Genomic DNA, 21,169 nt, shown 5'->3' with positions numbered 1-21,169 from the left:
TGCCTCGACACACCACGGTCAAGGGCAGTCCTTTGGAGTGTGTCCAGCAGCAGCAGACAAAGGTGAGCCACTGTGAGTCGATTCTGCGTAATGGCATAGACCAGGAGTGCAGCTGTGGGTCGTTTTCGTAACCGCCATTTACTCCTAGCTGACCTAATTCTGATCCCTTTTGCGGTCTATACTGCATTTCTCTTACGTCTCGAACTCTTTGGGATCGGAGGGTATCGTCCGGGTTTTCTCTTTATGGTGGCGACCGCGATGGTGCTGGTACCATTGATGCTGGCCCAGGCCAGCATCTACCAGCAATACTGGCGTTATGTGTCGGTTGATGAGATCCTGGTACTGATTCGGACGGTGACTCTGGCCGTGTTGTTGCTCGGGGCGATTGTGCTGACGATTGGAATCCTCGTTCCGGCCCTGCGGATTCCGCGCTCGATTCCCCTGATTCTCTTGCCGTTGCTCGTGGCAATGCTGGGATCTCCCCGTCTCGCCCTGCGTGTCTGGTCAAATCAGCGCAAGCGGCGCGAGATTCCCCATTGGGACGAAGAGGCCCGGACACCGGTGCTGGTGATGGGGGCCGGTGACGGTGGGGCGATGACGGTACGTGAGTTGCAGAGCAAACTCTTCTGGCGGATGCGGGTTGTCGGTTTTCTTGATGATGATCCGACAAAACGAGGGGTGAGCATCCACGGGGTGAGCGTGCTTGGGGATCGTTATGCCATCCCCGAAATCGTCAAGCAATATCGCGTGCGTCAGGTGATTATTGCAATGCCAACGGCCCCCGGTAAGGCGATCCGCGAGATTGTGCAGATCTGTCAGAGTGTTGGGGTGCAGACGTTGACGGTGCCCGGATTGTCAGAATTGCTTGACGGTAGTCTCAAGTTGAACCAGTTGCGTTCGGTCGAGATTACCGATCTTTTGCGGCGTGAGCCGGTGCAGACCGATATTGGTGCGGTGCGTGATTTGATTCGTGGTCGGCGGGTGCTGGTCACTGGTGGCGGTGGTTCGATTGGTAGTGAGTTGTGCCGTCAGATTATCCGCTTTGGCCCGGCAGAATTGTTGATTCTCGGCCATGGCGAAAATAGTATCTTTGAGATCCATAGCGAGTTGCGTCGCACCATCGCGGCACAGAAAGATGTGTCGCCGCCAACCCTCACGCCGTTGATCGCCGATATTCGTGATGCTGTCCGCCTCAACAACTTGCTGCAACAACACCAGCCACAGATTGTTTTCCACGCCGCTGCCCATAAGCATGTGCCCCTGATGGAAGCGAATCCGATCGAGGCGATTAGCAATAACGTCCTTGGAACCCGGAATTTGCTTGAAGCAGCCGAGGCCGCAGGCGTTGAACGCTTTGTGATGATCTCGTCGGATAAGGCCGTGAATCCAACGAGCGTGATGGGGGCCACCAAACGTATGGCCGAGATGCTGGTTCATCAGATGGGTCAGCGCAGTGGCCGTCCTTATGTTGCGGTGCGCTTTGGCAATGTGCTCGGCAGCCGGGGCAGTGTGGTGCTGACCTTCAAGCAGCAGATCGCCGCAGGTGGCCCGGTGACGGTGACCCACCCCGAGATGCAACGCTACTTTATGACCATCCCCGAGGCTGTCCAGCTTGTGTTGCAGGCCTCGGTGCTCGGTACCCAGGGCGAAGTCTTTATGCTCGATATGGGTGAGCCGGTCAAAGTGGTTGATCTGGCCCGCGATATGATCCGTCTCTCGGGCCTTGAAGAGGGGCAGGATATTGATATTGTCTTCCAGGGGATGCGCCCCGGTGAGAAGCTCTTTGAGGAACTGTTTGCCGCCGGTGAAGAGTATCGTGCGACGACCCACGCGAAGATCTTTGTTGCAGGCACGGCGAGTAACTGGGTTCCCGTTGAACTCGCCGACTCACTCGCCGTGATCGAAGGTGCGATCCACGCACACGACGAAGAGGTTTTGCTGCGGATGCTGCGCACCCTGGTGCCTGAATATCAGCCGCCGCAGCATGTGGCTCCTTTGCCTGATTTTGCGCCGAGTGTGGCGAAGATCGGTGCCTCTCAGAATGGCTATCATCCTGCGCGTGAGCCCCTCGAAACGCTGACCCCGCGCTCGTGAGGCTGAAATTGTCAAGAGGAAAGACGACCTATCGGGGCCAGCTTTGCTGGCCCCGATAGTATTGCCACCTATTTTCGGGCGTCGCGATAACGACGGATGAGGTTGTTGGTTGAGCTGTCATGGTTGAGGACAGGTTCGCTGGAGGCGGTGAGTTCAGGTACGATCTGACCCGCCAGGACTTTGCCGAGTTCAACGCCCCATTGGTCAAAAGCGTTAATGTCCCAGACAATGCTCTGGGTAAAGACGCTGTGTTCGTAGAGGGCAATGAGGGCCCCGAGAATCGCCGGGGTGAGGCGATGGGCCAGAATGGTGGTGCTCGGGCGATTGCCCGGGAAGGTGCGGTGGGCGATACGTTCGGGGCCGACGCCTTCAGCCGCTACGGCTTCGCTGGTCTTGCCAAAGGCCAACGCTTCGGCCTGCGCAAACATGTTGGACATCAAAAGATCGTGATGGTTTTCAATGGGATTGAGGCTGTGGCAGAATCCGATGAAATCGCACGGTACCAATTTGGTGCCCTGGTGGATCAACTGGTAAAACGAGTGCTGTCCGTTGGTGCCTGGTTCGCCCCAGTAGATGGCGCCCGTCTGATAATCAACCGGTGTGCCGTCGAAGCGTACCCGCTTGCCATTACTCTCCATCGTCAATTGCTGCAGATAGGCCGGAAACCGGCGCAGGTATTGATCGTAGGGGAGAACGGCCTGCGTTTCGGCCCCAAAGAAACTGGTGTACCAGAGCCCAAGCATGCCCATGATCACCGGCATATTGCGTTCGAAAGGTACCGTGCGGAAGTGTTCGTCCATGGCCCGAAAGCCACCGAGCATCTCGTGGTAGGCCTCGGGGCCGAGTGCAAGCATCGTTGAGAGCCCGATGGCCGAGGTCATCGAGTAACGCCCGCCGACCCAATCCCAGAACCCGAACATGTTGGCCGGATCAATGCCAAAGGCGGTCACTTCGCGGGCGTTGGTTGAGAGGGCCACAAAATGGCGGGCTACGGCAGCCTCGTCGCCGAGGTGTTCGACCAGCCAGGCGCGTGCGGTGCGCGCATTGCGCATGGTCTCAAGCGTCGTAAAAGTCTTGGAGGCGACAATGCAGAGCGTCTCGGCGGGATCGAGATCACGGACGGTCTCGGCAAAATCAGTAGCATCAACATTCGAGACAAAACGGCAGGTCAGTGAGCGCTGACTGTAGTGACGCAATGCTTCATAGGCCATCAACGGGCCAAGATCCGAGCCGCCAATGCCAATATTGACAATGTTCTTGATCGGACGCCCCGTATGGCCTAGCCACGCACCACTGCGCACCTGGTTGGCAAAGGCTTCCATGCGATCGAGCACGGCATAGATTTCGGGGATCACATTCTGACCGTCAACATTGACAATCGACCCACGCGGCATACGCAGCGCAACATGCAAAACAGCACGCCCTTCGGTTGCATTGATCTTTTCACCGGCAAACATTGCATCAATGCGGCGAGGCAGGCCAGCCGCACGCACCAGGGCCATCAGCAACGCTATGGTCTCTTCGCTGATGCGATGTTTGCTATAGTCAAGATAGAGACCGGCAGCTTCAGCGAAAAACCGTCGGCCTCGTCCGGGATCTGCTGCAAACAATTCACGCAAATGCACCTGTCGGAACGCCTGGACGTGTGTGTGTAGGGCCTGCCACTCCGGGCGGCTGGATGGATGGGTTGTCATTTCGCTCATTCATGCCTCCTGGCAATGGGCGGACTTTGATAGGGCCAGTATATTATAATAGAGAATACAAAGGTTAGAGGAGGAAGCAATGACTATTCGTTTTGGTACATTTGTACCGCAAGGATGGCGGCTGGACTTGATGGAGATTGCCGATCCCATCGAGAAGTATGAAGCAATGACGCAGGTCGCCCGTGTGGTTGATGGCATGCCCGCCTATGATTCAATCTGGATCTATGACCATTTTCACACGGTACCCCGGATTGAGCAAGAGGCGGTTTTTGAGGCATGGACAATCACCGCAGCGCTGGCCCGTGATACGCAACGGGTCAAGGTCGGTCAGATGGTCACCTGTATTGGGTATCGCAATCCGGCCCTGGCGGCCAAGATTGCCTCGACCGTGGATGTCCTGAGCCACGGGCGGCTCTATTGTGGCATTGGCGCGGGTTGGTACGAGCACGAATGGCGTGCATATGGCTATGGTTTCCCCGAAACACGCGATCGCATGCGGGCCTTCCGCGAGGCTACGCAGATTATGGTCAAGATGTGGACGGAGGAGACGCCAACCTTCGAGGGCGAGTATTTCCATATTCGCGGGGCGATCAACGAGCCTCGCGGGGTGCAGAAGCCCTATCCTTCCCTCTGGATCGGCGGGGGCGGCGAACAGGTGACGCTCAAACTGGTGGCGCAGTACGGCAATGCCTGCAATGTGATGGGCGACCCTGCCACGCTGCAACAGAAGTTTGCCATTTTGCGCGGCCATTGTGAGCAGGTTGGCCGGAACTATGACGACATTATTCGTTCATCCAATGCCAATATCGTCTTTGTGCGCCCCGGTGATGATCTCGAACAGGCCACCGCCGCTGTGCGCGCAACCTATAACTGGAGTCTCGACGATCTCATGCGCAATTCGATTGTTGGTACGCCCGAACAGGTTGTCGAGCGCCTGCAAGTGCTTGCCGATGCCGGGGTGAACTATTTCATCACCTATTTCCCGCGGATCGCGTATGATCACACGCCCCTGCATATCTTTGCCGAAGAGGTGATTCCTCACGTGAGTTAAGGGTATGCTTGTTGGGTACGCAAAAAAGCCAGCATGGCTGGCTTTTTTGCGTACCCAACAAGCAAGGGTAGGGCGATTGCATCATACGAAATCGGATACAACGAGGCACCCGGTACGGGTGCCCGTACCGGGCCGGGGGCGGGCCCGGTGTAGGGGCACCCCTTGCGGGTGCCCTTGCGGGTGCCTTGGCGGGGTGCATGCACGGAAGATGCAATCGCCCAACAAGCAAGGGTAGGGCGACTTGACAATGATCAGCGAGCTCGTTATAATCTAGTTAATCGGTTAAGTGCTCGGTCAATGGTGCGGCGAAGGCGGCGCAAGGTGGCGACGATCAAGGATGTAGCTGAGCGGGCAGGGGTATCGACGGCAACGGTCTCGTATGTTCTCAATGGTACGGGATCGGTGACGGCGGCAACCCGGCAACGGGTGTTGCAGGTGGTAGCTGAACTTGAGTATCAGCCAAATCATGCTGCCCGTAGTATGCGTTCACGCTCGCGAACCCTCGGCCTGATTTTACCCTACGGTGCCGCCGAGTTGAGTACGCCAACCCTGGCAGAACTGGTCGCAGGCTTGACTGAGGCCGCCGCGAACCACGGCTATTACCTCTTGCTCGCGGGCGATCCGGGTAAGTCCGAACGCCTTGTTGCCACCAGTTTAGCGCGAACCGGGCGGGTGGATGGCTTTGTCTTGCTTGACCTGCAGGTTGATGACGAGCGGAGTGCCGACCTTACCGCTGCTGGCATTCTTCATGTTGGCGTTGGTGCGCCTGCCTCGGGCAATGCCTGCCCAGGTCTGAGTTTCGATCTCACCGGTGGGGCGTTGATGGCAACGCGCTCTCTGCGTACCCTGGGGCACCGCCGCATTGCCTTGATCAATCTGCCTTCTGAGTTGACCGATAGCGACCTCTTGTACCAGGGCTTTGCCAAAGCTCTGACTGAAACTGGTGAGGAGGTGGCTCCTTCATTTATCGTCGAGGCGGGGACGAGCCAAGATGATGGCCTGGCCGCAATGCAAGAGCTCCTGGCTCAACCTGAAGGGCCAACCGCAGTGCTGGCCGCAAGCGATGAACTTGCGTTTGGGGCGATGCACGCACTGCGTGATGCCGGGATCGAGGTGGGGCGCGACGTAGCCTTGATCGGGTGTGGTGATGTTCCCCTCGCCGCCCATACCCATCCACCCCTGACGACGCTCCGTGCCCCGCGCCGCGCCCTCGGTGCGGCGCTTGCCCATACGTTGATCGCGCTGGTAGAACAGCAACCCCTACCCTCGTTTACGCCCCTGCCGCTACAGTTGATTGTCCGTAAGACAACCTGTCCGTTGCCTGAGTGAGCGCTCGCTGATGATCCTCACGATGTTCGCTGAGGAGCAGTTGTTTCTTGCCTGAGGAGGATGCTATGGCCGGTATTAAGTTCGAGAAGGTCTGGAAGCGTTTTGGTGAAGTCTCGGTCCTCAAGGATCTCAATATTGATATTAATGACGGTGAATTTCTGGTGCTCGTTGGGCCATCAGGCTGTGGTAAATCAACCGCGTTGCGCTGCCTCGCCGGTCTCGAAGAGATTACCGATGGCAATATCTGGATTGGCGACCGCGTCGTCAATGATGTGCCCCCCAAAGATCGCGATATCGCGATGGTCTTCCAGAGCTATGCGCTCTATCCCCATATGAGCGTCTATGATAATATGGCCTTTGGCTTGAAGCTGCGCAAATTGCCCAAGACTGAAATTGATACCCGGGTCAAAGAGGCCGCCGAGATGCTCTCGATTGGGCACCTGCTCGACCGCAAGCCCAAGGCGCTTTCGGGTGGTCAGCGCCAGCGTGTCGCGCTCGGACGTGCGATTGTGCGTGACCCGTCGGTCTTCTTGATGGACGAGCCGCTCTCGAACCTGGACGCCAAGTTGCGGGTGCAGACCCGCGCCGAGATCAGTCGTCTCCATCAGCGCCTCAAGACAACCTTTATCTATGTGACCCACGATCAGACCGAGGCGTTGACGATGGGGACGCGCATTGCCGTGATGCGTGATGGCATTCTGCAGCAACTCGATACCCCTCAGAAGCTCTATGATAGCCCGGCCAATATGTTTGTGGCAGGCTTCATCGGCAGCCCTTCGATGAACTTCTTTGAGGCCAAAATCGATCGTGTCCAGGGTGGTCTAGCTGTCGTGGTCGGCAAGGAGTTTGTTGTGCCTGTGCCCTCCAGTGCAGCCGAGCCACTCGGGGCACATGTTGGCAAGAATATCTATTTCGGCATTCGGCCCGAGGATATCCACGATGCGCACTATGTGCCGCGTGGCGTGGATGAGAGTGCGCGCCTGATGACGATGGTCAATGTCATTGAGCCGCTTGGGTCGGAAGTCTATGCCTATCTTGAAAATAGCGGCAAGGAGTTTGTCGGTCGCCTCGATCCGCGTACCGGAGCCCGTACTGGGAAGCAGGTCGAGATCGTCGTGGATATGAATAAGATGCACGTCTTTGACCGCGAGACCGAAAAGGCGCTGGTCTAAAGTAAGGGTGAAGCACCCGCCCGCGAGTACGGTACACCGTTGCGAAGCGGCAGGGGCGGGTGCTTCGCCCCTACTTCAACCCTGCGGTCTCCTCTATTCCAAGCATCAAGTTCATACACTGCACGGCCTGCCCTGACGCCCCTTTGAGTAGATTATCAAGCGCCGAAACGATAATCATCCGTCCCGCCTCGATCTCCACTGGCTGAAACCCAAGGATAAAATCCATCGTCTGTTGCACATGGCGCAACTCGGGGAAGTGCCCGGTGGGCAACACGGTGATGAACGGTTCGTCGCGGAAGACGTTGTAGGCTTCGTGAACCATTTCAGGCGATGTGCCTGGCTTGAGGGTGACATAGATCGTCGAGAGAATGCCGCGATAGACTGGCAACAGGTGTGGCGAGAAGATAATATGCAGCCCGGTCTCTTGCTCCATTTCGCCAAGGTGACGGTGGACTCGCCCAACGTTATAGGCACTGAAGGTCTCGTGCGTTTCACCAAAATGGGTCTTGAGTGACAGCGACCGCCCCGCCCCCGAAACCCCCGATTTGCTATCAACAATGACCGTTCGATCAGTAAACAGATCGGCCTGCACGAGCGGCCACAACGGTAAAATCGCTGTCAGTGGATAACAACCCGTGTTGGCGACGAGGCGTGCCTCGCGGATCGCCGTCCGGTGCAACTCGGGCAAGCCGTAGACGGCTGCACTGAGCAACTCGGGGGCCGGGTGCGGCTTGCCGCGGCGTCGCTCATAGTCATCGGCATCGTGAAGCCGAAAGGTATCAGAGAAATCAATCACCCGCTTGCCCGCCTCGAGTGCCTGTTGCACCAGAGGAATAAGATCGGGAGTATTATGCGGAAGACAGGTGAAGATCAGATCTACATCCTGGAGATTGGCCTCTTCGACGGCAACCAGCGGCGTATCAATCAGGGTAGGGAAGATATCAGACAGACGTTTGCCCACTGCCGAGCGTGCCGTAGCAAAGCCAATCTCAACCTGGGGATGGCGTACCAGCAGTTTGATCAATTCGTACCCGGTGTACCCGGTTGCCCCGTAAATACCCACACGAGCCATAACTTTTTCCTCTGCTTTAGGGCTACCGCCCTCAAAACCCCGTGGCTGTGCTGCCCTTTTGCGCTAGCACCAGCCCGCTCTTACGCCACGCACGGGCATTATACCAAGAAGCCACCACTGATGTATCAATCTCAGGTATACTGAAAATGCGTCAAAGACCGGAAACCCGTAGCAAGAGTGTGGAGGAGCGAATGCCAACACGAGTGCTTATTCTTTCGGCAAGTGTTGGATCAGGCCATAAGGCAGCGGCGGCAGCAATTGAACAAGCTTTCCAGCGTTACCCTGAGTTTGAGGTGATCAATCAGGATGCGCTGCTACATACCTCGCGCATCTATCAGGTGGCCGCGACTGATGCCTATTTTGCCCTGGTCAAAGAGAATCCCTGGTCGGTTGGGTGGCTCTATGATTATAATGACGAACCTTTCAAGAACGAACGCGGACTCTCCCGCGTGCTCAATATGCTCAATGGTCAGCCTCTGGTCAAACTGATCGAAGATTACCATCCCGATATTATTATCTGCACCCACTTTATGCCCGCCGGCATTGCGGCGCAACTCTTGCTCGAAGAGCGGATCAATTCACGGCTCGGCATTGTCACCACCGATTATGATTTTCAGGGCATGTGGCTGAGCCGTAGCTTCAATCACTATTTTGTTGCCCTTGATGAGGCGCGGGCTTTGCTGGCATCGTTTGGCGTTGACGACGAACGCATTACCGTCTCGGGTATTCCGGTTACGTCACTGTTATCGGAACCGTTTGATTGCGACGGGGTCTATGAGCGCTACAATCTCCAGGCGGATCTTCCGGTCTTGCTTGTTTCAGCGGGTGCCCTCGGTGGTGGGCCAGCCCTCGAGATTGTCGAGCAGATTATGGGCATGAAAACACCCGTGCAGACGATTGTGGTGTGTGGACGCAATCAGCCATTGCGTCAGGCTGTGACTACGCTGACGGCAGCCAAGGCTGAACATTTTCGTGTGCTTGGCTTTACCAACGAAATGCCCGATCTGATGCGCGCCGCGACGCTTTTTGTGGGCAAGCCTGGCGGCTTGAGTACCGCAGAGTGTATGGCGGCAGGCTTGCCCATGGTTGTCATTGACCCGATCCCCGGGCAGGAAGAACGCAATAGCGATCATCTGCTCGAGAACGGGGCCGCCATCCGTTGTCGCGATCTACCGGTGTTAGGCTTCAAGATCGATCAGGTGCTGCAAGAGCCTGGTCGCCTCGAAGGTCTACAGGCTGGGACCCAACGCCTGGCTCGTCCTGATGCCGCCCGCGTGGTGATTGAGACGCTGCTCAACGATACCACAAGCCCCTATGTCTTTGACCGTGAACAGCGCCGGCGCATTATTGCGGTGTCACGCGGCAAAACCGAGCCAGAACTGGTGGCGCCGCCGCCCCCTGATACCGTGATTCTTTATGATGACGAGACCGGGGTGCTGCTCGGCACGATTACGCCTACTCAGATGAAGTTTCTCGATACCTATCTCGTTGAAGAACATTCGGATGACGAGACCTATTATCTCGATGAGCCAACCCTCGATTATTTGATCGAGCAGCATCCCGATCCTGAACTGTTAACGGTCTTGCGCTCGATCCTGCGTACGCGTACCCACGTTGAAATACGCTTTGTCTTGCCATAACAAAGGAGCTCTATGGAAACCTGGGTTGAACAGCGTGAGGCCTTTCAAGGCCCGGTCTTTACCGTGGTGACGGGTGAGGCCGTGCTTGATGATGGGCAACGGGCACGTCGTGATGTGGTGCGCCATCGGGGTGGGGTCGGGGTTGTGCCGGTGCTAGACGGGCAGGTGTTGCTCGTGCGTCAGTTTCGCATTGCCGTTGAGCGCGACACCATCGAGATTCCTGCCGGTCTGCGCGAACCTGGTGAGACGTTGGAGGCGTGCGCTGCCCGTGAACTCGCTGAAGAGGTCGGGTACGCGGCCAAGCGGCTGATCCCTCTGCTGAACTATTGCACGTCCCCGGGCTTTACCGATGAAAGCACAGCCATCTTTCTGGCGCTCGATCTGCATCCCGTGGCGGCAACGCCCGATTGGGATGAACGCATTCATCAGGTTGCGTTGCCCCTCGCAACCCTGCCCGAAGCACTCGCCAATGGTACATTTGAGGATGGCAAAACCGTGATCGGGCTCTATGCTGCGCTGGCATGGCTTAACGCCACGCCCGCTGAGGGGTAAACCCCTTCCCAGGGTATGCTACAATGCCTGTCTATGTCAGTGCTAAGCAAAACTACCCCTATTCTCATTGTAACCATCGTTGTGTTGGGTTTTGCGGCATGCACGCCTCAGTTGACGTCACTACGTCTCGTGAGTGAGCCAACCAGTGTGGTTGCCCCTTCGCCAACAACTGAAACGGTGGCCCCTGCTGATGCTGTGGTGCCTCTGGCGACGGTAGCCCCGGTCTCCCCCGATCCTGACGTGCCCCTCAGCCTGTCTGCCCCGATGTTGCAACGCTTGCATCAGTGGGGCAGTGGCGTGCCGCTGGATCTGGCGCTTGGGCCCGATGGCACAACGCTCTTTGTGGCAACTGCGCTGCATGTGCAACAACATGATGCTGGCTTGCTCGGGCGTATCGGCTGGCAGCATGACCTCGCAGTACCGCCAAGTGGCCTTGCCGTTGCGCCTTCGGGGGCACTGCTTGCCCTTGCCCTTGGCAGTGACGTTGAATTGCGCCGCCTGCACGATGGGACGGTGCTTGAGACCCTCGCGCATCGGGCCAGAGTGACTGATCTTGTGTTTGCTCCGGGGGGTGATCGCCTGGCCGTCGCGCTTGCGACCGGCTCGCTTGTCATTTGGCAGGTAGAGCAACGGGTGCCTTTGGCCGAATTGCGCCCGTCAGAAGGAGACGACCCGGGTGGACTCATGGCGAATTTCACCAGCGTGGCCTTCAATCACGACGGTACCTACGTAGCTGCCGGTGATGCCAATGGCACGGTGACGGTCTGGCAGTTGCCCGAATCTACGCCTGTCCGGCAGTTCTCCCTTGGTCTGCGCGAGGTCACCGATCTCGCCTTTACCCCTGATGGCACAACGCTGGCAGTGGCTTCAGCAGGATCGCGCAGTGAACCAGGTTCAGTGCAGATCTGGGATGTGGTCAGTGGCTATGCCCGCGCCTACCTGACGATTATGAGTGAGACAGCACAGCTTGCGCCGGTCACCCGGGTAGCCTTTGCGTCTGATGGTCGGTCAGTGTTCGCAGGCACGACCAGCGGCGAAGTGGTACACTGGGCATGGCCCTCGGGACAACGCGAACGGGTGATCCAGGCGCACCACGGCGCACTCAGTGCCCTGGTGACGGTTCCCGGAGGCGGCTTCTTTACCGCAGGCCGCGACGGTGCGCTCAAACGCTGGAATGCCGATGGGATGCCTCTTGACACCCTCGAAGGGATGCCTGCCGTTACCGCCGTTGCGCTGACACGCAACCGTCAGGTTATTACTGGGGGCGAAGACGGTAGCATCATGCTCTGGACCCAGGAGGGCCAGTTGCTTGAGACGATAAGGGAACATCGAGGCAAAATCCATGCCCTGGCGGTCAGTCCTGACGAACGTATGCTGGCTTCAGCGGGTGCGGATGGGAGCCTCATCCTCTGGAGTCTGCCTAAGGGTACGCTGCGAACCCGGCTGACTGGACACAAAGGCCGGGTGCTTGGGCTTGCCTTTGCGCAGGATGGCACTTTGCTCGCCTCGGCGGGGTTGGATGGCACGGTTCGCCTCTGGCGCCTACCCAAGGGCGAAGCCGTACGTGAATTGACTGTCATCGAGGATGGTGGCCTGAATGCCACCGCTGTCCTCGGCGTTGCCTTTGCCCACCAGGATAAGGTTGTCATTGGCACAGCCTACGATGGGTCGGTACGCCTCTTCCAGACAAGTGCTGGAGGTGCGCCAACGGTCTTGCGTACTGCCCATGGTGGCTGGTTGATCGCGCTTGCCAGTGGGTCGCACGGCGAGCTTGCGGCCCTTGATGATACCGGGCGCCTGTGGGTCTGGGATAAGGCTGGCACCTTGCTTGGACGAGGAGCACTCGCTGATGCAACTGCACTCGCAGCGACCGCAACAGGGCACCTGTTGACCGTCGGCCCAACAGGCGGGCTCAGCCTGTGGCAGGTTGAGGCTGATGGGCTAACCGAGCTTGCCAGTAGCCCCTGCAATGGCGACAACCTTGCGGTCACTGCCGATGACACGCTGATAGTTGTTGGCTCACGCCGCGGATTTGTTGAGCTCTGGGCCTTGCCGTAAGCGTAAACGTCTCGCGGCGGGGGCAAAAAATGGTTCTGGCGAACAAGGCCCGCTTTGCTGGGCCTCGTTCGCCAGAACCAACCACCCCTATACGCTGCTGGGCTGTGCCGGGGGCATCGTCTGGCGTCGCCTGCTGGTGATGATGCCCTCGATCGAATAGATCGCCAGGGCAATCCAGACTAGCACAAAGCCAAACAAGCGCTGCGTGCTGAGATACTCACCATAGACAAAGACCCCGAGCAGGAATTGAAGCGTCGGAGCAATGTATTGCAAGAGCCCGAGCGTGGTCAGGGTCACGAGGCGTGCCCCCGCAGCAAAGAGCAAGAGGGGCACCGCTGTCACCACGCCCGATGAGATCAGCAGGGTTGTTGTAACAAGATCCGCATGGCCGAGCGTACCACCGGTGGTGCGCTCAACAAAGCCCAGGAAGACCAAGGCTGGGAGCGCCATCACCAGCGTTTCGAGGGTAAAACCCTGGATCGAAGCGAGCGGAGCCGTTTTACGTAACAGGCCGTAGAGCCCGAACGATCCAGCCAGGCTAAGGGCAATCCAGGGTGGCGAACCATAGGTAAGCGTCAGATAGAGCACCCCGGCAAGCGCGAGCGCAATGCCAAGGCCCTGCCCGATCCGCAAGCGCTCGCGTAGCACGACAACCCCGAGAAAGACATTGACCAGCGGATTGATAAAATAGCCCAGGCTCGTCTCAACGACATGATCGGCGTTGACCGCCCAGATATAGAGGCCCCAGTTGAAAGCGAGGAGGCTCGCTGACAACACAAAGACCAGCACCGTGCGTGGTTGGCGCAAAGCCTGGAAGAGCCACCCCCAGTTTGTGCGGAACGCAAAGAGCCCGACGATCAGCGCGGCAACCATTGCCCAGACAACCCGATTCGCCAGGATCTCAAGCGCTGGTACATGATGCAAGGCTTTCCAGAAGATGGGCAGTAAGCCCCACGAAACATACGCCCCAATTGCGTAGAGGACACCTTTATTCACGGGTGCTTGCCTGTTGTGAGCACGGAGAACAGGCTTGTATCATACCACAAGATCGACAATATTATTTGACTAGACAAATGAATCGCGCGTGTGCGAGGGAAAACGGCCAGCGAAGCTAGCCATTTCCTTCGCACAAGCATAGATTATGGACTGCTGCCCGCCGCCATTGCCCTACCAGCACGCTTTGCGCTATAATCACGACAGGAGGAACGCGTGATGGCGCTTGAGGCAAGTGTTCAGCGGGTGCGCATCTATCTTAGCCAAAGCGATCAGTGGCAAGGCGGCCCACTCTACCTGGCGATTCTCGAACGGCTCCGTAGTGCCGGGGCAACCGGGGCGACGGCGTTGACGGGGTTGGCCGGGTTTGGGCCAGGACAACGTGGGCGCCTCGCCATGCTCAATGAGTCGGGGTACGATCTCCCGGTCATCATCGAATGGTTAGATCGCCCCGAGCGGGTTGCCCGCATCTTGCCGATGCTCGACGATCTCTGTGGTGAGGCTATGGTGACCAGCGAGCCGGTGCCGGTCTATCGCGCCACGTTGCGTGCGCGGGGGCCGTTCAGCGCTGATCGCTCGGTTGGCGATCTGATGCAAACCGAACTTCCTACCGTCACCAGTGCTACCCCGTTACTTGAGGCGCTACGCCATTTTGTCACCGATAAACTTACGGTTTTGCCTGTGGTTGATGCGACGGGTCTGCTCGTGGGCACCCTGACCGGCCAGGAGGTAACCTGGCGTTCACCGCTACGGATGCCCGTCTGGATGCTCACCAGGTTGACCTCTGCTGAACGTGAACCACTCGTGCAACTGCTGAACGACCTCACGGTCGGCAGCATCATGACGACTGAACCACGGTATGTCATGGAGACGATCGCGATCCCGCAAGCGCTGACCACGATGATCGAATGGGGCTTGCGCCAGGTGCCGGTGGTGGATCGCCACCGACGACTCGTCGGTCTGCTTGGTGAAGACGCTATCTTGCGTGAAGCGGTGGCGCAAGCACAAAGCACTGCTGATGAACCCGCAGTGCGTGAGGCTGAAGCTCCACCCCCGGTGAGCCTGGTGATGCAGACGGTCTTTCAAGCGGCGACCACAACGCAACCGCTCAACCAGGCCCTGGCGCAACTGTTGGCAACGCGCCTTCAGCCGCTCTTTGTCCTTGATCCTGAGCGTCGTCTCGTTGGTCTGCTCACCCTTGCCTCAGTCTTGAAGGGGCTGGCTGGCGAAGAACGAACGAAATTGCTGACCGCCCTTCAGCAACCCACGCCACCAGAGGCGGCCAGCTTGCCGGGGCGCGATCGTCCCCTCGCTGAACTGCTTGAGCCACCCCCTCCTTCGCTTGTCCCCGCTATGAGCCTGATCGACGCGGCCCATCGCCTGATCGAGCTTCAAGCGACCCAATTACCTGTTGTGAATAGTGAACAGACATTATTGGGTATAATAGCGCCTGGTGGACTCGTCCGAGCTCTTTTGCAACAGAGTGAATAAGGTACCTTGAATATGAGTAAAACGGTTTTGATTACTGGTGGTGCCGGGTTTTTAGGCATCAACCTGGCCCGCTATTTGCTTGAGCGCGGCTATGCTGTGCGTTCGCTTGATATTGCCCCCTTCGACTACCCCGAACGTGATCGCGTCGAAGTGCATACTGGCGATATTCGTAATAAGGCCGCGGTTGAACGTGCTATGGCCGGGGTTGACATCGTTGTCCATACCGCTGCGGCCCTCCCTCTCTACAAACCCGCCGATATCTTTTCGACCGATATTGACGGCACGCGCAATGTCATTCAGACAGCGCAGACCCAGAATGTCGAGCGTTTTATCCACATCTCAACCACAGCCGTCTATGGCATTCCCGACCATCACCCGCTGCTCGAAAGCGATCCAATGGATGGGGTCGGGCCGTATGGCGAAGCCAAGGTCAAAGCCGAAGAGATCTGTCTCAGCTATCGTGAACACGGCATGTGCGTCCCGATTCTGCGGCCCAAATCATTTATTGGCCCCGAGCGCCTCGGCATCTTTGCGATGCTCTATGATTGGGCCAAAGACGGCAAAAACTTCCCGCTGCCAGGCAACGGCAAGAATCGTTATCAACTGCTTGATGTTGAAGACCTGTGCGAAGCCATCTATCGCTGTGCAACGCTTGAGCGCGAACAGGTCAATGACACCTTCAATATTGGTGCCAAAGTCTTTACAACTATCAAAGAGGATTTTCAGGCCGTTCTGGATGCTGCCGGCTTTGGCAAAAAGATTATCACCTTCCCGGCGGCCCCGATGACGGCAGCCCTGGTGGTGCTCGAACGCCTCAAGCTTTCGCCGGTCTACAAATGGGCCTATGGCACGGTCACCGAAGATTCTTTTGTTTCGGTGGAGAAAGCCGCCCGCATCCTCGGGTTTGAACCAAAATACTCCAACAAGGATGCGTTGGTGCGCAACTATCGCTGGTACATCGACCACCTCAGCGATTTCCAGAATGCCACCGGCGTTTCGCACCGCGTACCCTGGAACCAGGGTATTCTCAAGGTAGTCAAGGTCTTCTTTTAACTCTGATGGTACGCACACACGATGCGAACTGCGTTGGCATCGTGTGTGCGCACCATTAGGGTTTTCTGGAGGCTTCGTTCTACGCCACGGGATCACGCCCATAGACGGTCACGATCCGCTCGATCAACGTGGTCGTACTACGACCGGCGCTATATGGCAACAGTTGCACCTCACCACCATAGCTGAGCACCAGTCTTGCCTCGGGCAAGCGGCTCAGATCTGGTGAAAGATCGGGCGTGCTGGCATAATCGCCGCCTTTGACATAGAGATCGGGGCGCAACGCAGCCACCACGCGCTCGGCAGTCAACTCGGCAAAGACGGTCACATAGTCAACCGGGCGCAAGGCATTCAACAGCAACGCCCGATCCGCCTCAGGAATCAGCGGACGTTGCGCGCCTTTGAGCGCCCGGCTCGACGCATCCGAGTTGAGGGCGACAATCAACCGATCCCCAAGCCCCCGCGCCCTCGTCAGATACTCCACATGGCCCGCATGCAGCAGATCAAAGATCCCGTTGGTGAACACCACACGCAAACCCTGCTCACCCCAATGCGCACGTTCCTTAACCAGCGTCTCCAACGTACAAATCGCCATACGTGTGTGCCTTTTGATTCTGTGCATTACATTTCTGACGCAAAGACGCAAAGACGCAAAGGTTTGATCCATCTCCATGCGTAGCTTTGCGCCTCTGCGCCTTTGCGTCAAAATGAGTCAAGCTTCTGTGCAACGTCTTGCACTGAATCAGCGATAGGGCGAGCTTAATACGCCAAGCAAACTCATCGCAACTGCAACTACCAGCGTACACAGGTAGAGAATCACCACCACTGATCCACCCGAAGGCGCACCGACGAGCAGCGCTGCCCCTAGAAACACCGTCGTCAAAGGAAAAGTCTGGGTATGCGCCAGCCAGAGCCCGCGGCGCCAGTTGCCCCGGCGCACCCGTTCACCGGCAAAGCGACCAATGGTTGTTCCCGCTGCGGAAATCAGGGTCCAGAGAAAAGCCGCGGTAAAGAGATTCCAGGCTTGCTCGGGGCCCACCCAGCGAAACGCACTCCCCCCGATGCCGCCAAGCAGCGCACTCACCCCCAGCGGAATTAAAAAAGCCGGTGAGACCTTCACACCGACCTCGCTTGCTCGGCCACAAGTTGGGCATATGTTTCCTGCGTAATGAATTCGCCACCCTCGATCGATCGGCTTATCTCATTGCGTTTCCGATCAAACGTGAGTTCCGCATACATCAACCGAAAACAGCGCGCATCCATAATCTCTTTCCGCAAATGGTAGCCTCCGACGCTCTCGTTGTCATCGTAGAGCACCGTGAGATCATTGTAGCGATGTACCCGCACATGCACCGGTGCGCCACAACGACTGCACTGCACATAGAGATGCAGCGCAGGATCTTCTTGTTGAGCCTGACCGCCAAACAAACGCCGGAAGAAGTTCATACAGAAAATTCCTCTTGTTGCTCTGGTTCCCAACCAGAGCAACAAGGATTGCTGGGGCTACGCCCCAAAACCTGGCTTCTTTGGCTGAAAAAAAGCCAGCTACGCTGGCTTTTTTTCAGCCAAAGAAAGATTCCTGGAGGCCGCAGGCCCCCAAAGCTCCAGCCCCCATCACCGAAGCAACGTTATGAGACAGGTCGGATATAGACAATATTTGAATGAAACGTGCTCTGTCCAGCGAGATCAGCCAGAGCATCGGGGGTGGTCCAGTTGATATTGCGCTGATGACGGGAGAATTTCGCCCAGGGGCCTTTGGGAGCCACAGCCACGCCAGGTGGCACATCGTCGGTAACGCGGACACGCAGTTCACACCAACCCCGCTGGTTTTCCACAATCACATACGCGCCATCACTGATCTGACGTTGCGCCGCATCAGATGGATGTATTTCAATGAATGGTTCGCCCTCTTTGGCCCGCAGGCTCGGTTGATTCGCCAGACTCGACGAGACAAAGTGGTGCGATGCGCCCGAAATGAGGATCAGCCCATCGGTTGCACCATGCGCCCTTGCCGCGACATACTCGTCCGGTTCTTCATAGTTGGGCAAGGGGTCAAGCCCACGCGCTTCCATCAGACTCGAGACGAGTTCGACTTTGCCTGAAGGCGTCGCAAAACGCAGATCCCCAAAAGGAATGTCGGTTGCCTCGGTAAAGGAGAGAGGCACCGTCCCCTCTTGTTGCAGGCGTTCGAGGGTAATGCCGGTGAGATAGGGATTCGTCGCCCGCGAAGCTTCAAGCACCCCGGCAAGCGCCTCTTCCGCACTCTCGTGCAGCCAGGGTTCGGTATAGCCCATTGCCTGGGCGAGCAGACGACTCACGTCCCAGTTGCTCTTGCACTCGCCGGGGGGCACAACGGCGGCATGATTGTATTGCAGGTACCGATGCCCATAGGCCCGATGGAGATCCGTATGCTCAAGCTGGGTTGTCGCAGGCAAGACGAGATCGGCATAGTCGGCGGTATCGGTCATAAATTGCTCGTGTACCACCGTAAAGAGATCTTCACGCTTGAGACCCTCGACGATCAGGCTCGCATTGGGCGACGACGCCACCGGATTCGCACAGTAGACAAAGAGTGACTTCACCGGAGGATCGGTCGCTTCGCCAGTCAGGGCTGCCCCAAGGCGATTCATATTGATCACCCGCGGCACAGGTGGGCACTCGCTGCGATGGCTCAGCGCCTCGGCATCCCAGGTGGCGTAGCCGCCAGTTGAATATGCCAGGCCACCACCCCGTACACCATACTGCCCAACCAGCGCAGGCAAGCAGAGCAAGGCGCGAAAGATCTGGCCCCCATTTTGATGCCGCTGCACACCGTCGGCTGTCTTGAGCAGGGCTGGTTTCGTCGTCGCATAACGGCGAGCCAGGTTGATAATAGTTTCGGCAGGTATCCCCGTAATGGCGGCAACGTGATCAGGCGGATACGCACTGGCTCGTTCGCGCAGTTCACGCCAGCCATGGCTATACGCCTCAAGCCACGGCTCATCGTGCAGACCCTCGGCAAAGATCACATGCATCAACCCGAGGGCCAGCGCCCCATCAGTCGCGGGACGCGGCTGCAGATGTTCATCCGCCGAGCGTGCCGTCAGCGTACGGCGCGGATCGATGACAACCACATAGGTACCGGCTTTCTGCGCCTCGCGGAGAAAGGGCATAAAATGTGGCCCGGTACTCGCGGGATTGTGCCCCCAGATCAAGACCAGTTTGCTCTGACGCACATCAGCATAATCGGCACTATGGCGCGCCCCGAGGGTTGCCATCACTGCTGCGTGGGCCGCTGCCGAACAGATCGCCCGCTCGAGCCCACTTGCCCCCATCCGCCCCCAGAGACGTGCATCCATCATCACCGTCTGCACCAGGCCCAGGGTTCCACTATACGAATAGGGCAGGATGGCCGCTGCTCCATACTGAGCAATGATCGCCTGCCAACGGACAGCAATGGTGGCAAGCGCCTCGTCCCAACTGATCCGTTGCCACTGACCTGCACCCTTTGGACCGACCCGCCGCAACGGATAGAGCAGGCGCTCATCGCTCGTGACTCGCTCAAGATAGGGGCGCACCTTGGCGCAGAGCCAGCCGCGGGTCACCGGATGCTCTGGATCAGCATAAAACCGAACGGCCCGTCCATCCTGTACCTCGGTAATCGTTGCGCACGTATCGGGACAATCGTGGGGACAGGCCCCCCTGAAGCGTACCGGCTCATCCGTCATCATCTTGCTCCTCACCGCCCTCAACGCTACCGTCGAGGAGCAAGGTTAGCTACGCTAACCTTGCTCCTCGACAAAACAACAACTATCCATGGGAACGGTCATCCCCAGCAATGAATTGTGGTACAACCGTATCATCAAGATCGAGCAGACGGGTTGCGATCCAGGCAATGGTAAACGTTGGAATCGGCTGAGTAAAGGGAATCAGCGCCTCAAGCGCCGCCTTATTGCGCAAGCCACGTAGCCCGAGGCGATCGAGGGTAATCCAACTAATCGGCGCAGCAAAAATATCGAGCGCAAAATCGAGCAAATCGAGCAAAATGACCAGTGAGAGCGGAACATACTGGAGGGTCGTAAAAAAGCCCGCGTGGTATGGCACACGCAGCGCCTTGATCTGGTGCCACATCAAGGCCAACCCGACCACCGCGATGATCAGTGCAACACCCATCGCAACCAGGATCCAGAAAAAAATAGTACTAAGGTTTTCTAGCATCGTTACCATCTAGCGCAACTTCATGCAGTTGGCACTTCCAACGAACAACACATCCTCTTATGTTGACGTTCGTTCGGAGGGGTTAGTTGCGCTCGCCTGCCATGCGTCATTGCCCCTGGTGGACACATCATCGTGGTGCTTGCTTGCATAGTGCCAGATCAGGAGGGCAAGCAGCGGCAGCAGCAGGGCGACCAGCAGGGTTGAGAATTCCAACACAGCTCCGAAAGGCGGCTGGGTCGCATTCAAGAAATCAAAGGGCCTCGCGAAAGGGGCTGTCACCGTATACAATACCATGATCGCCGGATTATCGGGGCGTGCTGCAAGCGCACGCGCTACCAACCGGGCGAGCAACAGCATCTCGCACGCTCCTGCAACGATCAGCACGCTGGAAACGATCAGAAGAGTTCTTGATTGGCGGATCTTTTTGGCTCGTTTTTGCGTCATGGTATAGTAGGGCAGGTGTACAATAGATATATATACCGCTGTTGGCCAATTATGATTGACGGCGACCATCGTTCCAATCGCCCCAATCGCGCTCTTCGGCAGCGCGGATTGCCCGGCGTTTGGCAGCGCGACGTGACAGCGGTATAACATCGTTCAGGACAGCATAGAGGGCTGTTTCCTGGTCGGGATGATCCTCGATCAAGCTTGCGATCAGCGTCATATCGACGCCACGTGCCTGTAACAAGGCAGCAATCCGGTGAGCTTCGTCGTGATCTTCATCCACCAGAGCCATGATTAATTGGGTTTCGAGTGGTATTGTCATG

Annotated in this window: 19 protein-coding genes; 9 read left to right on the top strand and 10 right to left on the bottom strand. The window is 57.6% G+C overall.

Annotated features, from left to right (window positions below):
• Positions 1-114 precede the first annotated feature (114 nt).
• A complete protein-coding gene (locus tag EYB53_RS04990) occupies positions 115-2,094 on the top strand; it encodes a polysaccharide biosynthesis protein (RefSeq protein ID WP_135477113.1) in 1,980 nt (659 codons plus the stop codon).
• 68 nt (positions 2,095-2,162) lie between these two features.
• Here EYB53_RS04990 and pgi read toward each other — a convergent pair whose 3' ends face one another.
• The gene (pgi, locus tag EYB53_RS04985; protein ID WP_254150897.1) at positions 2,163-3,797 is read right to left on the bottom strand and encodes a glucose-6-phosphate isomerase; all 1,635 of its coding nucleotides are present in this window, start codon (positions 3,795-3,797) and stop codon (positions 2,163-2,165) included.
• Positions 3,798-3,876: 79 nt separating this feature from the next.
• Here pgi and EYB53_RS04980 point away from each other — a divergent pair, with 79 nt between their 5' ends.
• The 3 genes from EYB53_RS04980 to EYB53_RS04970 all read left to right on the top strand — a co-directional run bounded on the left by EYB53_RS04980 (position 3,877) and on the right by EYB53_RS04970 (position 7,349).
• A complete protein-coding gene (locus EYB53_RS04980) occupies positions 3,877-4,848 on the top strand; it encodes an LLM class F420-dependent oxidoreductase (protein ID WP_135477112.1) in 972 nt (323 codons plus the stop codon).
• Between the two features lie 321 nt (positions 4,849-5,169).
• Positions 5,170-6,177 carry a LacI family DNA-binding transcriptional regulator gene (locus EYB53_RS04975; protein ID WP_135477111.1) on the top strand — a complete coding sequence of 336 codons (1,008 nt, stop codon included), beginning with the start codon at positions 5,170-5,172 and terminating at the stop codon, positions 6,175-6,177.
• A gap of 65 nt (positions 6,178-6,242) precedes the next feature.
• A complete protein-coding gene (locus tag EYB53_RS04970) occupies positions 6,243-7,349 on the top strand; it encodes an ABC transporter ATP-binding protein (protein ID WP_135477110.1) in 1,107 nt (368 codons plus the stop codon).
• Between the two features lie 70 nt (positions 7,350-7,419).
• Here the strand turns inward: EYB53_RS04970 and argC are convergent, their stop codons facing one another.
• Positions 7,420-8,421, bottom strand: coding sequence for an N-acetyl-gamma-glutamyl-phosphate reductase (gene argC / locus EYB53_RS04965; protein ID WP_135477109.1), 1,002 nt, complete (start codon positions 8,419-8,421; stop codon positions 7,420-7,422).
• Between the two features lie 191 nt (positions 8,422-8,612).
• Here argC and EYB53_RS04960 point away from each other — a divergent pair, with 191 nt between their 5' ends.
• The 3 genes from EYB53_RS04960 to EYB53_RS04950 are packed head-to-tail and all read left to right on the top strand — an operon-like array spanning position 8,613 to position 12,671.
• A complete protein-coding gene (locus EYB53_RS04960; RefSeq protein WP_167857264.1) occupies positions 8,613-10,061 on the top strand; it encodes an MGDG synthase family glycosyltransferase in 1,449 nt (482 codons plus the stop codon).
• 12 nt (positions 10,062-10,073) lie between these two features.
• The gene (locus EYB53_RS04955) at positions 10,074-10,613 is read left to right on the top strand and encodes an NUDIX hydrolase (protein ID WP_135477107.1); all 540 of its coding nucleotides are present in this window, start codon (positions 10,074-10,076) and stop codon (positions 10,611-10,613) included.
• Between the two features lie 33 nt (positions 10,614-10,646).
• Entirely contained in the window at positions 10,647-12,671 is a 2,025-nt protein-coding gene (locus EYB53_RS04950; RefSeq protein WP_167857263.1) for a WD40 repeat domain-containing protein, read from the top strand.
• Positions 12,672-12,758: 87 nt separating this feature from the next.
• Here EYB53_RS04950 and rarD read toward each other — a convergent pair whose 3' ends face one another.
• A complete protein-coding gene (rarD, locus tag EYB53_RS04945; RefSeq protein ID WP_135477105.1) occupies positions 12,759-13,667 on the bottom strand; it encodes an EamA family transporter RarD in 909 nt (302 codons plus the stop codon).
• Between the two features lie 216 nt (positions 13,668-13,883).
• Between rarD and EYB53_RS04940 the strand changes: the two genes are divergently transcribed.
• Positions 13,884-15,155, top strand: coding sequence for a DUF190 domain-containing protein (locus EYB53_RS04940; protein WP_135477104.1), 1,272 nt, complete (start codon positions 13,884-13,886; stop codon positions 15,153-15,155).
• Between the two features lie 12 nt (positions 15,156-15,167).
• Positions 15,168-16,208: an NAD-dependent epimerase/dehydratase family protein gene (locus tag EYB53_RS04935; RefSeq protein WP_135477103.1), complete on the top strand. Its 1,041-nt coding sequence runs from the start codon at positions 15,168-15,170 to the stop codon at positions 16,206-16,208.
• A 79-nt stretch (positions 16,209-16,287) separates the two neighbouring features.
• Here the strand turns inward: EYB53_RS04935 and EYB53_RS04930 are convergent, their stop codons facing one another.
• From EYB53_RS04930 to EYB53_RS04900, 7 genes are all read right to left on the bottom strand, one after another.
• A complete protein-coding gene (locus EYB53_RS04930) occupies positions 16,288-16,800 on the bottom strand; it encodes an adenylyltransferase/cytidyltransferase family protein (RefSeq protein WP_135477102.1) in 513 nt (170 codons plus the stop codon).
• A gap of 147 nt (positions 16,801-16,947) precedes the next feature.
• Positions 16,948-17,325 carry a hypothetical protein gene (locus EYB53_RS04925; RefSeq protein ID WP_135477101.1) on the bottom strand — a complete coding sequence of 126 codons (378 nt, stop codon included), beginning with the start codon at positions 17,323-17,325 and terminating at the stop codon, positions 16,948-16,950.
• Positions 17,322-17,651, bottom strand: coding sequence for a hypothetical protein (locus tag EYB53_RS04920; RefSeq protein WP_135477100.1), 330 nt, complete (start codon positions 17,649-17,651; stop codon positions 17,322-17,324). Before EYB53_RS04920 ends, EYB53_RS04925 begins: the two co-directional genes overlap by 4 nt.
• Before the next feature lie 182 nt (positions 17,652-17,833).
• Positions 17,834-19,915, bottom strand: coding sequence for a molybdopterin-containing oxidoreductase family protein (locus EYB53_RS04915; RefSeq protein WP_254150896.1), 2,082 nt, complete (start codon positions 19,913-19,915; stop codon positions 17,834-17,836).
• A gap of 79 nt (positions 19,916-19,994) precedes the next feature.
• The gene (locus EYB53_RS04910; RefSeq protein WP_254150895.1) at positions 19,995-20,411 is read right to left on the bottom strand and encodes a hypothetical protein; all 417 of its coding nucleotides are present in this window, start codon (positions 20,409-20,411) and stop codon (positions 19,995-19,997) included.
• 48 nt (positions 20,412-20,459) lie between these two features.
• Positions 20,460-20,915, bottom strand: coding sequence for a YggT family protein (locus tag EYB53_RS04905; protein ID WP_167857262.1), 456 nt, complete (start codon positions 20,913-20,915; stop codon positions 20,460-20,462).
• The gene (locus EYB53_RS04900) at positions 20,896-21,168 is read right to left on the bottom strand and encodes a hypothetical protein (RefSeq protein ID WP_216863576.1); all 273 of its coding nucleotides are present in this window, start codon (positions 21,166-21,168) and stop codon (positions 20,896-20,898) included. The genes EYB53_RS04905 and EYB53_RS04900 overlap by 20 nt, the downstream gene beginning before the upstream one ends.
• Position 21,169 lies beyond the last annotated feature (1 nt).

It is taken from the genome of Candidatus Chloroploca mongolica, from assembly GCF_004762035.2.
GTDB lineage: Bacteria > Chloroflexota > Chloroflexia > Chloroflexales > Chloroflexaceae > Chloroploca > Chloroploca mongolica.
This window is presented reverse-complemented; position numbering and strand designations above follow the sequence as displayed.